Source organism: Pseudoalteromonas sp. Z9A5 (assembly GCF_011378875.1).
Classification (GTDB): Bacteria; Pseudomonadota; Gammaproteobacteria; order Enterobacterales; family Alteromonadaceae; genus Pseudoalteromonas.
Genome location: NZ_WTLC01000011.1, coordinates 13,999 through 26,976, shown reverse-complemented (window position 1 = coordinate 26,976; position 12,978 = coordinate 13,999). Strand labels below are relative to the sequence as shown.

Annotated in this window: 13 protein-coding genes; 3 read left to right on the top strand and 10 right to left on the bottom strand. The window is 38.5% G+C overall.

Features of this window, described 5'->3' with window-relative positions:
- Positions 1-26: 26 nt before the first annotated feature.
- From tatB to GQR56_RS07560, 6 genes are all read right to left on the bottom strand, one after another.
- Positions 27-359 carry a Sec-independent protein translocase protein TatB gene (gene tatB / locus GQR56_RS07585; protein WP_024610797.1) on the bottom strand — a complete coding sequence of 111 codons (333 nt, stop codon included), beginning with the start codon at positions 357-359 and terminating at the stop codon, positions 27-29.
- A gap of 5 nt (positions 360-364) precedes the next feature.
- Positions 365-622, bottom strand: a complete 258-nt coding sequence (tatA, locus tag GQR56_RS07580; RefSeq protein WP_024610796.1) for a Sec-independent protein translocase subunit TatA — start codon at positions 620-622, stop codon at positions 365-367.
- A gap of 80 nt (positions 623-702) precedes the next feature.
- Entirely contained in the window at positions 703-2,304 is a 1,602-nt protein-coding gene (gene ubiB, locus GQR56_RS07575; protein ID WP_024610795.1) for a ubiquinone biosynthesis regulatory protein kinase UbiB, read from the bottom strand.
- A gap of 9 nt (positions 2,305-2,313) precedes the next feature.
- Positions 2,314-2,988 (bottom strand): SCP2 sterol-binding domain-containing protein, encoded by a 675-nt coding sequence (locus GQR56_RS07570; protein WP_166110010.1) that lies wholly within the window; start codon positions 2,986-2,988, stop codon positions 2,314-2,316.
- A gap of 11 nt (positions 2,989-2,999) precedes the next feature.
- Positions 3,000-3,755: a bifunctional demethylmenaquinone methyltransferase/2-methoxy-6-polyprenyl-1,4-benzoquinol methylase UbiE gene (gene ubiE / locus GQR56_RS07565; RefSeq protein ID WP_024610793.1), complete on the bottom strand. Its 756-nt coding sequence runs from the start codon at positions 3,753-3,755 to the stop codon at positions 3,000-3,002.
- An 82-nt stretch (positions 3,756-3,837) separates the two neighbouring features.
- Complete coding sequence (locus GQR56_RS07560; protein ID WP_166110156.1) at positions 3,838-4,824, bottom strand: GGDEF domain-containing protein; 987 nt, start codon at positions 4,822-4,824, stop codon at positions 3,838-3,840.
- Between the two features lie 357 nt (positions 4,825-5,181).
- Here GQR56_RS07560 and GQR56_RS07555 point away from each other — a divergent pair, with 357 nt between their 5' ends.
- A complete protein-coding gene (locus GQR56_RS07555) occupies positions 5,182-6,960 on the top strand; it encodes a DUF885 domain-containing protein (RefSeq protein ID WP_166110153.1) in 1,779 nt (592 codons plus the stop codon).
- Positions 6,961-7,073: 113 nt separating this feature from the next.
- Positions 7,074-8,540: an FMN-binding glutamate synthase family protein gene (locus GQR56_RS07550; protein ID WP_007579865.1), complete on the top strand. Its 1,467-nt coding sequence runs from the start codon at positions 7,074-7,076 to the stop codon at positions 8,538-8,540.
- A gap of 49 nt (positions 8,541-8,589) precedes the next feature.
- On the opposite strand, the gene mtnK is transcribed toward GQR56_RS07550, so the two are convergent.
- Positions 8,590-9,807, bottom strand: a complete 1,218-nt coding sequence (gene mtnK, locus GQR56_RS07545; protein WP_166110007.1) for an S-methyl-5-thioribose kinase — start codon at positions 9,805-9,807, stop codon at positions 8,590-8,592.
- 129 nt (positions 9,808-9,936) lie between these two features.
- Here mtnK and mtnA point away from each other — a divergent pair, with 129 nt between their 5' ends.
- Positions 9,937-10,962: an S-methyl-5-thioribose-1-phosphate isomerase gene (gene mtnA / locus GQR56_RS07540; RefSeq protein WP_166110004.1), complete on the top strand. Its 1,026-nt coding sequence runs from the start codon at positions 9,937-9,939 to the stop codon at positions 10,960-10,962.
- A 63-nt stretch (positions 10,963-11,025) separates the two neighbouring features.
- Here mtnA and GQR56_RS07535 read toward each other — a convergent pair whose 3' ends face one another.
- Genes GQR56_RS07535 through GQR56_RS07525 form a run of 3 tightly spaced genes read right to left on the bottom strand, consistent with a single transcriptional unit; the run spans position 11,026 to position 12,877 of the window.
- Positions 11,026-11,568, bottom strand: a complete 543-nt coding sequence (locus GQR56_RS07535) for an acireductone dioxygenase (protein WP_166110001.1) — start codon at positions 11,566-11,568, stop codon at positions 11,026-11,028.
- Positions 11,565-12,251 carry an acireductone synthase gene (gene mtnC, locus GQR56_RS07530; protein ID WP_166109998.1) on the bottom strand — a complete coding sequence of 229 codons (687 nt, stop codon included), beginning with the start codon at positions 12,249-12,251 and terminating at the stop codon, positions 11,565-11,567. Before mtnC ends, GQR56_RS07535 begins: the two co-directional genes overlap by 4 nt.
- Positions 12,248-12,877: a methylthioribulose 1-phosphate dehydratase gene (locus GQR56_RS07525; RefSeq protein ID WP_024589460.1), complete on the bottom strand. Its 630-nt coding sequence runs from the start codon at positions 12,875-12,877 to the stop codon at positions 12,248-12,250. The genes mtnC and GQR56_RS07525 overlap by 4 nt, the downstream gene beginning before the upstream one ends.
- Between the last annotated feature and the right edge of the window lie 101 nt (positions 12,878-12,978).

The following is a 12,978-nucleotide window of genomic DNA, read 5'->3' as shown; positions in this document are numbered from 1 at the left end:
GTTGACCATTGAAAGAGAAATAAATTTCACTTTTTTTCATCAATATGTTGGTTATTTTCTGGATCTGATGGCTGTTTTTTATAACTGTGGGTAACCGATTGGGCTGCTTGTTGTAATTCACTCAAGGAATTTTGCAGCTCAGGACTTAAGTCTTTTAAATTTTGTTGCTCTGCTTTTTTAAGGTTCTCGTGTAGTTCGTGTACACGCAGTTCTTCACTGACCTCTGCCTTTACTGAGTTAGCAAGTGACTTAGCAGTTTTTATCCAACGGCTTACAGTTCTTATAGCCACAGGCAAACGTTCAGGACCTAAAACGACTAAACCAACAATAAGAACAACAACGAGTTCCCACATTCCCATACAAATTAAGCCTTGTTGCTATCTTTGGTTTTTTCAGTGTTAACTGGTTCGTTTGGAGCTGCGCTTTCTGATTTTTGAATTTGCTCAGTTGTCTCTTGCTCTGTTTTATCTGTACTTTTTTCATCAGACATCGCTTTTTTAAACCCCTTAACAGCACCGCCCAAATCACCGCCAATGCCGCGTAATTTTTTAGTACCAAAAAGAAGAACGATGATTGCCAATACAATCAATAATTGCCAAATACTAATACCACCAAAACCCATGGTTTTCTCCCATTTATAAAATAATTAAATGTATATTTTAAATACTAATTATACGCCCACTAGCGTAAATAGCACTTAGTTTATTCGCTTTGCCACGCAGCTATAAACCCCACTACAGAGCATGTTATTGCAATACTTGCGGCAATAAAATCGTGCTGTAAATAACAAAGCGCTGCCATAATCATAGTTGCACTACCAAACAAGCTTAACACTAAAGGTTTATGAGATGCCTTTTGTACTTGTATTTGAGAGTGCGGCGTACGTTTTAAACTTTGATAAATTAAATCAGGTAATTCAGGCATTTTTTCTGCCCAAAATGGTAAGTTAGCATACATTTGTTTCAATACCGATAATGGACCAACTTGTTGTTTTACCCAATCTTCTAAAAATGGTTTTGCTGTTTGCCACAAATCTAATTGTGGATAAAGTTGTCTACCCAACCCTTCTACATATAGTAGCGTTTTTTGTAGCAGCACTAATTGAGGTTGTACCTGCATATTAAATCTGCGCGCAGTATTAAAAAGATTAACAAGCACATGACCAAACGAAATTTCAGCTAAAGGCTTATTAAATATAGGCTCGCATACAGTGCGAATAGCAAATTCAAATTCTTCAATACTTGTATCGTACGGAACCCAACCAGAATCTACGTGTAGCTGTGCAACTTGGCGATAATCACGATTAAAAAAGGCAATAAAATTTTCAGCTAAATAACGTTTATCTTCTTTGTTGAGTGTACCTACAATACCGCAATCTATACCAATATACTTAGGATTTTCTGGGTGTTCACGCGAAACAAAAATATTACCAGGGTGCATGTCAGCATGAAAAAAGCTGTCTCTAAATACTTGTGTAAAAAAGACTTCAACACCGCGTTCGGCGAGTAGTTTCATATTGGTGTTTTGTGCCAGCAATGCATCAGTATCAGATACGGGTATACCGTAAATCCGCTCCATTACTAATATATTATGACGGCTGTAGTCACTATAAACTGCTGGAATATAAAGCGAGTCCGAATCTTCAAAGTTACGTTTAAGCTGAATGCCATTAGCGCCTTCACGCATTAGATCGAGCTCATCAAGCAGTGTTTTTTTATACTCTTTTACTACTTCAACAGGGCGCAGACGTTTTGATTCGTTATGTACTTTTGCAAGTACCTTGGCGAGCTTTTCCATTAACGCCAAATCAGCATTAATTTGTTCGTGAATGTTTGGACGAATAACTTTAATTACAACGTCTTGTTCAACATTTTGATCATCAATAAGTGTAGCAGTATGAACCTGCGCTATTGATGCAGAAGCCAGCGGTGTTTGCGAAAATTCACTAAACAACTCGCTAATGTCATTAATATCGAGCGCTTTTTCAATTATTTTTTGCGCAAGTTCACCTTCAAAAGGTTGCACTTGGTCTTGTAAAAAAGCGAGCTCTAAAGCTATATCGTGTGGTAATAAATCGCGACGTGTGGAAAGCATTTGCCCAAACTTAATCCACACTGGACCTAATTCTTGCAACGCTAAACGTAAGCGTAAACCCGCAGGCTTGTTTTTATGTTTATTACGTAGCCAAAATAAACTACCTCGAGCCGCTTTGGCAAACCAAGGGATTTTATGCTTGGGAATTAACTCATCCAACCCGTAGCTAAGTAATGTTTTAGTGATGTAATACAATCGTGCAGTCGACACAAAAAATCCTTAGCGGGTTACGGTGTTTAGTAGGGTATTTATACGTTGTTCAATAGCAGCAACTTGACCTTTGAGCTCTCTATTTTGTTGTTTAAATTGCTCAAGCTCTAGCGGATGAATTGTAATCGCAAGCTCGTCTTGGCATAAGCTTGTAAATATGGAACTAATTTGAGCTTTTGTTTTATTGCTCTGCTGTCCAAGTGCTTTTAAATATAGATACAGTTGTTGTGTAGGGGCATCGCCAATGTATTTTGATAGTTGTTCTGGCCAATCGATATCTAAACCCGAAAATGCATTACTGTAAGTTTGGGCAATATTTAAATCACCTTGTAAATCGAGTTTATCTTGGCGTATTAACTGCGTAAGCATTGCTGGGTTTTTTAGCGCAATGAGAGTGTCGATGTCTGCGCTTATCATACAGTCAGCGTTATCACTGCTTTGTGCGGTATATAAATGTAATTTTTTATCGGCGAAAACGAGTTGAATGGTTTGCTGCCAATTCCTCACTTCAACTACTAAGCGCTGTTGTTCTACGGCGCTTAGTTTTTGCGATAGTTGTGGATCGAGTTTAAGTGCTTGATTAAGTATGCGCTCAATAAGCGACAGTACAAAATTAGGTAACATAAAAAAAGTTGATGTATTTAACGCACCATTATTTTTCTCAGTTGCTTGTTCAAGCGTCATTAATCTCTGCCTTAATATTTAAAACCGCGATGAAGTGCAACAATACCACCGGTAAGGTTTTGATACGTTGTTTGTTCAAAACCAGCATCATCCATCATTGCTTTTAAAGTATCTTGATCTGGATGCATACGAATTGATTCAGCTAGATATTTGTATGACTCACTGTCGTTAGCAACTAGCTTGCCCATTGTCGGTAATAAATTGAATGAGTAAAAATCGTAAGCTTTGCTAAGTACTTCATGCTCAGGTTTAGAAAACTCTAATACCAATAAACGACCACCTGGCTTTAAAATACGGTACATAGAGCGTAATGCTTTATCTTTGTCAGTTACATTACGTAAACCAAATGCAATAGTGATCACATCAAAGCTATTATCTGGAAATGGCAGCATTTCGGCGTTCATTTGTACGTAGTCAATATTGCCTACTAACCCAAGGTTATGTAGCTTTTCACGACCAACCTTAAGCATTGAAGAATTGATGTCGCCTAAAACAACCTGACCTGTTTCACCAACTAATTGGCTAAATTTAGCAGTTAAATCACCAGTACCGCCAGCTAAATCAAGTACATGATGACCTTTACGTACGCCAGAGCTTGCAATTGTTTGACGCTTCCATAAGCGATGCACACCAAAAGACATCAAATCATTCATTACATCGTATTTTGCCGCAACTGAGTGAAATACGTCTGCAACCATTGAGGCTTTATCGTCTTCGGCTACTGTTTTATAGCCAAAATGCGTGGTCTTTTCTGGTGTCTCGTTCATGATTAATCCTATCGTGGCAATAAACGCTAGTGTACTTTATTGTGCCGTGCTGGTGCAATTTGAATATGATTCATCAGGCGATTTAATGTCCAGCAGTAAAACAGCTTTGCCCGAGTGAGCGCGCTTTAAAAGCTGCTTGAGAGGCTTTTCTTGCTAGTTGATTGAAGTCATCTAACTGATCGTGTTGCGCAATACCTAACGATAAATTAATTGCAGGTAGCTTAGTACCCGTTTTTGAGCTAACAAAACGCAGCTTTTCAACACCATTACGTACTTTTTCGGCAATTACATTCGCTGTTTCAGGGTCTATGTCGGCTAATAATACGGTAAATTGATCTTTAGCTGTACGCCCTGGTAAACCACTTTGAAATACGTATTTTTGAACTTGTTTTGCCACTTTGTTTAAAATAACTTCTCCGATAATATCGCCGTAATTATCAGTAAAATGATCTAAATTATCGATTTGTATCGCAATAGCGCAAATAGATTTTTGCTGATTGGTCCACACTTGTGTTTGTTGTGTTAAATAATGGCGTTTATAAAGACCCGTTTGGCTATCAACAACATGTTGCTTACGTAATTGAGTAAGCTGTTTTTGTGTTTTGTCATGTAGTCGTTTAGCTTTACTGAGTTCTTGTTTAAATTGTTTGTGTTGTTTTAATAGTTCTGCGGTTTGATTATTCAATACTTCAAGCGCTTGGCGACTCTGTTCTATGTTGTTTTCATCTAGTGTATGTACACACTCGCTTACTTGACCAGCAAAGCGAATTATTTGTTTTTCAGTTGCTTGAGCATTGTGAGAAAGTGAATTTATAACACCATCAACATTTTGAATCATACTGACTTGAGTTGTATGACTCGTATTTAAAAATTCAGAATATAATTGTTCGATTAAAACGCTATCAATATTATCGTTAGTCGCAATAATGCGATCTAGAGCGTTATTTAGCTTTAAATTAGTTTGGCTTGTGTAAGTATAAACAACTTGATAATTCAAAGGAGTAGGTGCAAGCGCAAAGCGTTCTAAAAAAACACACACCTTAGTCATTTTTTCTTGTGCAATAGCCATGGAATCATGGAACATCATTTTAAATACCAACTAAGTACGCAGTAAGTGCAAATTCGAATATCTCATTCCATGAGGCGGTTATGCATCCCAGCTTTTTATTATTTTTATCTACAGTAATCTTTATAATCGCTATTTAAAAGGAAAAATGAGAGTTAGGGAACTTAAATTTTACTTTAGCGGCTCAATAGCTGTTTTTGTCATCAATTAAGCTTGTTTTTACTTCATTTAATGTATGTAACGTATTAATACACTTAGTATAAGTAGAGATTATTACTATGAGGTTGGTCTCATTTACTTGCTATTTATTTATCCTACGATAGCTTTATGAAATTAATTACATTACTAAGTCATATTATAATGAATAATTTTTTACTAAGACCATTACGCCAATCATTATTTGGTATTACGGTTTTGTTCTCATTAAGTGCATGCCAAATGACCATGCAAAATTCAGATCAACAATTTACTCAAGTAGCGCAAAGTATTGTTGATTATAGAGAAAGTATTAACCCTTACGATCGTGTAGGTGATGTTGAAGGTTATTTATTACCAAATTTATCCCCTGAATTTTTAGCGCAAGAATATAAAAATAAAACGCGATTACTTGCTGAATTAGACACTATTGATATTGAAAAGCTAAGTGATGAAAATCAAATTAACTTCGATATTATTCGAGCTCAAGTACAAAACAGTGTCGATGAATATGTATTTAATGCGCACTATATGCCGCTTACCTCTGAGTATGGGTTTCATTCTGGTTTGTCGTACATAATAAATAGCTCTCAATATAAAAACCCGGAAGATTACCAAGTTTATCTTGCACGATTGGCGCAAGTTCCACGCTTTTTTGAGCAAAACATGTATTGGATGAAAAAAGGGCTTGAGACAGGGCTTACTCAACCTAAAGCTGTATTGGAAGGTTATGAAGATTCAATTAATGCCTACATTGTTGACGATGTAACTACGTCTGAATTTTATAAACCATTTTTAACTAACACAGCTGGTTTAAGCGAAAGTGAATTTAAAGCACTACAACAAAAAGCTAAAAATATTATAAAAGAAGAGATTATAAAATCTTATAAAGATTACTTAGCGTTTTTTACGCAGCAATATCGACCTGGTGCACGTACAAGTATTGGTATATCAGATACACCTAATGGCGAAGCGTTTTATAAAAATAGAGCTAAGTACTACACCACCACCGATATGACACCTAAAGAGATTCACGAACTTGGCTTAAAAGAAGTTGCACGAATTCGTAGTGAAATGGAAAACGTAATAGCAGAAGTAGGTTTTAAAGGCACGTTTGCCGAATTTGTCCACTTTTTACGCACTGATCCACAATTTTACGCCACAACACCAGAGCAACTTTTAAAAGAAGCATCTTATATTGCTAAAAAAATGGATGCACAACTGCCGAAGTTATTTCATACCTTACCGCGCAAACCTTATGGTGTAGCACCCGTACCAGCCAGTATTGCTCCTAAATACACAACAGGTCGCTATTCTGGCTCTAATCGAGATGATGAAGCAGGGTATTATTGGGTAAATACTTACGCTTTAGATAAGCGCCCTTTGTATGTTTTAGAAGCATTAACGCTGCACGAAGCCGTGCCTGGCCATCATTTACAAATATCACTTAATGCAGAGCTAGAAAGCTTACCTAGTTATCGTCGTGATGCTTACCTTTCGGCATTTGGTGAAGGTTGGGGGCTTTACTCTGAGTATTTAGGGATTGAAGCTGGTTTTTATCAAAACCCATATAGCCGTTTTGGTCGTTTAACGTATGAAATGTGGCGAGCGGCACGTTTAGTTGTTGATACGGGTATGCATATGTATGGCTGGAGCAGAGAGCGTGCCATGAACTTTATGAGTGAAAATACAGCGCTTTCGTTGCATAACGTTAAAACAGAAACCGATCGTTATATAACATGGCCTGCACAGGCGCTTTCGTACAAAATAGGTGAGCTTACTATTAAGCGTTTACGCATTGAAGCAGAGCAAGCGCTAGGAAAAAGCTTTGATATTCGTGAATTTCATCATCAAATATTACGCCATGGTTCAGTGCCTTTATCGGTACTTGAAACACAAGTGCGTTTATATATAAAAGCAGAGTTAGCTAAACAACAGAATTAGATATTAAGGCAGTTAAAGCCTTGAACAAATAAAAGTGTTATGTCATTTTGGTGGTATAGCACTTTTTTATTTTAAAAACAGTCATCAAGGGGCCTTGGGTGAGTAATTTTATAATGTTTAGTATTGATGTATTTGCAAGTATGTTTATTGTTGTTTTAGGGTTGTTGGTTTTAATCGTTGTCGTTTTTTATATTCGAGATGTAACACAAACTAAGCATGCTATTAGACGTAATTACCCTGTTATTGGTCGCTTTCGATATTTTTTTGAACGCCAAGGTGAGTTTTTTAGACAGTACTTTTTTGCTCAAGATAGAGAAGAAATGCCATTTAACCGCGCTGAGCGTAGTTGGGTTTATCGTGCAGCAAAAGATGTTGACCGTACGGCTGCATTTGGCTCTACACAAAGCTTAGAAGTAACAGGTACGGTTATGTTTATGAACTGTGCGTTTCCTACTTTAGACGAAGAAGCGCTCGACCCGAGTAATGTTACTTTGGGTCCATACTGTAAAACACCTTACACAACCAACTCGTTATTCAATGTATCTGGTATGAGTTTTGGTGCGCTTTCAAAGCCAGCTGTACGAGCCTTATCAAAAGGGGCAAAACTAGCGGGTTGTTGGATGAACACCGGTGAAGGAGGATTAAGTCCTTATCACTTAGAAGGTGGTGCCGATTTAGTGTTTCAGATTGGTACAGCTAAATATGGTGCACGAGACGAGCATGGAAATTTAAGTACCGAAAAACTAAAAGAAATAGCGGCTCACGAACAAGTAAAAATGTTTGAACTTAAAATGAGCCAAGGTGCAAAACCAGGTAAAGGCGGTATGTTACCAGGGCGCAAAGTTAACGCCGAAATAGCTAAAATTAGGGGTATTCCAGAGGGACAAGACTCTATTAGTCCCAATGGTCATCCTGAAATTAAAAACCCAGCCGATATTCTCGATATGATTGCCACTGTACGTAACGCGACAGGTAAGCCTACAGGCTTTAAAGCGGTAATTGGTGCTTACGGATGGTTAGAAACGTTGTTCGCTGAAATAAATCACCGTGGTATAGAGTCTGCACCTGACTTTATTACTATAGATAGTGCTGATGGTGGTACGGGCGCTGCACCACAACCGCTTATGGATTCAGTGGGTTTACCACTTCGTGAAAGTTTACCGCTTGTAGTTAATATGCTTGAAAAACATGGGCTGCGAGATCGTATTAAAATAATCGCCTCTGGTAAATTAATTGTTCCTTCAAAGGTGGCTTGGGCGTTAGCGTTGGGTGCTGATTTTGTTGTATCGGCTCGAGGGCATATGTTTGCACTGGGCTGTATTCAGGCAATGCAATGTAATAAAGATACCTGTCCGACCGGGATCACTACGCATAACGAGCGTTTGCAACGCGGCTTAAATGTAGCTGATAAAGCGCAACGAGTAGCTAACTATAATAAATACATTCATTACGGAGCTGGGCTAATAGCCCATTCTTGTGGTGTGACTAGTGCACGCGAATTAAAACGTGAACATGTACGTATAGTGCAAGAAAGTGGTTTATCAGAACCGCTCGATAAAATTTACGAAAACTACAAGTAAGTTTTTAACTAACTAAAAAAGGCGCTAATAGCGCCTTTTTTAGTGTTTTTTAGTTTAATTGGCTTATTAATAAACTAAAAAATGCTTCTTTGTTGTTGCACGTGTGGGCATTCAAAATAAGTTGCTCGCCTAGTGCTAATGTTTGTTTTTGCACTATAAGACGCGCCTTATCATCACCAATACTATCTATATCGGTTACATGTGCGAGCCCTATGGTGCGCCTAATTAACTCAGCACCACAGTAACCAATGGCGTCTTGTAATACGCCTTTTATAAAGTATTCACCGTAGCCTGTAACCTTTAGCGCATTATCAGTAGTGTGCTCATTTATAAGCGTAAGCCAATGCTGTTCAAATAAGGTATAGCATTCAACAAGGGTGCTTAATAAGTGGGTTTGATAATTACGACGAGCCACAAAATCTTCAATATGCCCGTATTGCGCGCAGTAATTTAAAAGTAAATTACCAATAAAAGAGCCAATATCGAACCCAGCAGGACCAAAAAAGCCAAACTCAGGGTCGATCATCTTCGTATTATTACAATCAACAAAAATACTGCCGCTATGCATATCACCATGAAGTAATGTTTGCGGGTTAGATAAAAAATTAGCTTTTAGTTTTGCTATTTCTAACTTTAATGCGCTGTTTTTTTGTATTGCATCAACTTCGCTTTGTAGTTGCTCTGGGTAGTTATTGCGTTCGTGCTCAATGTACGGATCGCTAAAAAATAAGTCCTCAGTGATTTGGCAAAGTTCAGGATTAATAAATTGACTAACGAGTGCTTTTTTAATTTGCGCGGTTAAATAAAAATCTGAATTATAAAAACCAGTATGGCTTAAGTAGGTAGCTACATGCTGCGCCAATTTAGGAAATTGCTCCGCATTATTTTGTGCAGTGCGCAGTATTTGTAAATTACCTAAATCTTCTAAAATAGTCAGTGCTTGCATTTCACTATAATGTAAAACCCTAGCAGTATAAGTTGGGCAAATAGCACCATGATTAAGCAAAACTTGTGCTTCTATACGAGCTCTATCAAGCGTTAATGGCCACGACTCACCCACGCAACGCGCGTAAGGCAGAGCTTGCTTTAAAATAACGCTATTATTTTGCTCATCAGTAACTCTAAATACTAAATTAAGATTGCCATCACCAAACTCATATGCCGATAAGGTTTGTCCTTGAGCAAAAAAATTACATTGTTTAGATTCAATTAATGTCGATACGTAATCGATAGCGCGCTGTGCGTTAAAAGCAACATAGTTAGTCATGGTTTAAATCTCAAAAATCAGCTTTTAAGCATTCTATACTTTTAAATGTTTAGATGTCTACAAGTCCAACTTGAGAGTTATTCAAAGTGGTGTAAAATAACGTTACGCATTTTTAATACCTTAAGCATTATGCAAAATTTAATCGCAAGCAGTTTAAAATATGAAAACGGGTCGCTTAGTGTGCTCGACCAATATTTACTACCTCACCAGCAGGTATGGCATCAGTGCCATGATGTAGAAACCATGAAAGAGCTGATCATTAGTTTAAAAGTGCGTGGAGCTCCACTTATTGGTTTAAGCGCGAGCTTGCTAGTGGCGTATTTAGCTGAGCATGGGGTAGTTAAAAGTGAACTTGAAAAAGCAATCAACGAACTAGAAGCCACACGCCCAACGGCGGTTAATTTAATGCATTGTATGGCGGCATTGCGTAAAGCTTTAACGCAAAGCGATTATGTTGCCGGTATTGTTACCACAGCCGAGCGGTTGTTTATAGAAGATATAGCGCTGTGTGAGCGAATGGCAAACCGTGGCGCCGAGCTTATAAATAGTGGCGACAACATATTAACCCATTGTAATACAGGGGCACTTGCAACCGCTGGTATTGGTACTGCACTAGGTGTTATTTACAAAGCGCAGCAAAAATATGGCAACGTACATGTGTGGGTTGATGAAACACGACCATTATTACAAGGCGGTCGCTTAACAGCCTTTGAGCTTGAGCGCTGGAAAATACCTTATACATTAATTTGCGATAATATGGCGGCAAGTTTAATGGCTGCAGGTAAGGTGGATAAAATAGTGGTAGGGGCTGATCGTATTGCTGCCAATGGTGATTTTGCTAATAAAGTGGGCACCTATAATTTAGCCGTACTTGCGTATTTCCATAACATTCCATTTTATGTAGTTGCGCCTATTACCACGCTTGATACCAATACCGTGTGTGGTGATGATATAGAAATAGAGCAACGTAATCCTCAAGAAGTGCGCGGAGTTAGCGGTAGCTTTGGCGAGGCTTTATGGGCGCCCACTAATGCTAATATATATAACCCAGCATTTGATATAACGCCGGCAAAGCTGGTCACAGGGTGGGTGTTAGACACCGGTGTTTATAACCAAAGTCAGGTAGAAAATGGCGAACTTATAAAGCTTAAGTAATTTCGTAATATCCTTGGTTCACATTATGTTTATTAGTGTGGACCAAGGTTTTGAATGACTAACTTACGATAATAGCGGAAATTGCTCTGCAATAGACGAGTCAGTACTTTTTGCTACCCAGCCCTCTGTATTGTTAAATAAGCGAATGGCAGTAAACTCAGGGTCGCTTCCCATATCAAACCAATGCGGGGTAAGTTCAGGCACTGAAATTAAATCGCCTTGTTGGCAAAGTACCTGATAAACCTTATTGTCTAAATGTAGGCAAAATAGCCCTTGGCCTTTTACAAAAAAACGCACTTCGTCTTCACTATGAGTATGTTCAAATAAAAACTTTTTGCGCAGCTCTGATGCGCCAAGATTACCTTTAGCTAGAGATATAACGTCTACTGTTTGATAGCCATTTTCGATTTTTAATCGATCTATATCGTTTTTGTACGCACTAATAATTTGCTCATGGGTGGTGTGCTCATTAATATCTGCATTTGCTTGCCACTGTTCAAAGCGTACGTTTACTTTAGCTAGTTGATTTACAATATCATCAGCGTTTGATGTGCTTACAAGTGCTTTGTTTGCATTGTTGTCGGCATACACCGTTAATTGGCTCATACTAATTGCTCCAATTTAAATTGGCTAAAGTCATTAATATAAGGGTGTGCTTTAGTGCTTGCTTGCCCATCACGAATTAAATGTAGTGTTTTTAAGCCCGCAGCTTGTGCGGCATCAAGCTCGCCGGCTACATCACTTAAAAAGAGTATTTCTGCTGCTTTAAACGGTAACAGCTCAACAATAGTGTTATAGGCTATTTGCTCTTGTTTTGCGCCAACTTTGGTGTCAAAAAAGTCAGTAAACAAGCTGCGAATGTCGCCATAATCACTGTATTTAAAAAGTAGCTGCTGCGCTTTTACCGACCCTGATGAGTACACATATAAAGTAATATCGTTGTTGTGTTGAGCTTGTAAAAAATCAAATGCATCTGGGTATAAATGCCCCTTAAAATCACCGTGTTCATATCCTGTTTGCCAAATTAAGCCTTGTAACTGCTTAAGTGGAGTGATTTTTTTATCTTCATCAATCCAGGTAAGTAAAGTGCTAATGACTTCTTCTATATCGGCGTTTGGCTTTTCGATAAGCGCTTTTACGGCATTAATTTGCTCGGCTACATCTGGCTTATTAGCATTGGCACGTACAAAGGTCGGTAATTGTTTTGCCGCGTAAGGAAACAACACCTCTTTAACAAACGAGATGCGGGTTATTGTGCCTTCGATGTCGGTTAAAATGGCTTTAATCATTTAGTTACTCCCGCTTGAATACCTATTATTTTTAGGCGCTCTAGTTCGCAGCTAAATAAAAACTCTAAGGCTTCTAGGTGGCGACGAACTTCATCAATATTGCGCCCTACAGCATATAAACCATGGCCACGTATCAGTACGCCATGCTCTATCGGCGTATGTAAATGATGGTCACTGACCAGCAGGCTTAATCGGTCAATATCTTGATCGTTATCGAAAATAGGAATGCTCAGCGTTTCTAAATGGGAAGTAAAGCCGCTCAGTGCTTTTTGCATTTCATAGCCTGTTAAATCAAGCTGATGCCTTTGGGTAATTTGCGACAGTACGGTGGCGGCTACAGAGTGAGTATGCAAAACACACTGCGCATCAGGTATAAGCTGATACAAACTTAGGTGTAATTGTGTTTCTGCCGATGGCTTTACAGCCCCAGCTAGGCGCTCGCCTTGGTGATCTAATTGCAAAAAATGCTCTTGCGTAAGTGAACCTTTATCGTGCCCACTTGCCGTAACAACAAAGCCAGTGCTAGTACGAGCTGAAAAATTTCCGCCTGTTGCGGGTACCCAGCCTTTTTGGCTAACCCATTTTCCGGCTTCAATAAGTTGTGAAATAGCGGTATTGTTTTGCATACATTCCTCACTAATGAGCGTAAAGTTAATTGTTTTTAGACGGCTATACTTCTGTTTTAAGCAATGATAGCATCGCTTTAAGCGCAAAACCATCATTAAGG

Coding starts and splice junctions, on each gene's coding strand:
- tatB (WP_024610797.1), bottom strand. CDS start 359: ATGGGAATGTGGGAACTCGTTGTTGTTCTTATTGTTGGTTTAGTCGTT.
- tatA (WP_024610796.1), bottom strand. CDS start 622: ATGGGTTTTGGTGGTATTAGTATTTGGCAATTATTGATTGTATTGGCA.
- GQR56_RS07570 (WP_166110010.1), bottom strand. CDS start 2,988: ATGACGCTTGAACAAGCAACTGAGAAAAATAATGGTGCGTTAAATACA.
- ubiE (WP_024610793.1), bottom strand. CDS start 3,755: ATGAACGAGACACCAGAAAAGACCACGCATTTTGGCTATAAAACAGTA.
- GQR56_RS07560 (WP_166110156.1), bottom strand. CDS start 4,824: ATGGCTATTGCACAAGAAAAAATGACTAAGGTGTGTGTTTTTTTAGAA.
- GQR56_RS07555 (WP_166110153.1), top strand. CDS start 5,182: ATGAATAATTTTTTACTAAGACCATTACGCCAATCATTATTTGGTATT.
- GQR56_RS07550 (WP_007579865.1), top strand. CDS start 7,074: ATGTTTAGTATTGATGTATTTGCAAGTATGTTTATTGTTGTTTTAGGG.
- mtnK (WP_166110007.1), bottom strand. CDS start 9,807: ATGACTAACTATGTTGCTTTTAACGCACAGCGCGCTATCGATTACGTA.
- mtnA (WP_166110004.1), top strand. CDS start 9,937: ATGCAAAATTTAATCGCAAGCAGTTTAAAATATGAAAACGGGTCGCTT.
- GQR56_RS07535 (WP_166110001.1), bottom strand. CDS start 11,568: ATGAGCCAATTAACGGTGTATGCCGACAACAATGCAAACAAAGCACTT.
- mtnC (WP_166109998.1), bottom strand. CDS start 12,251: ATGATTAAAGCCATTTTAACCGACATCGAAGGCACAATAACCCGCATC.
- GQR56_RS07525 (WP_024589460.1), bottom strand. CDS start 12,877: ATGCAAAACAATACCGCTATTTCACAACTTATTGAAGCCGGAAAATGG.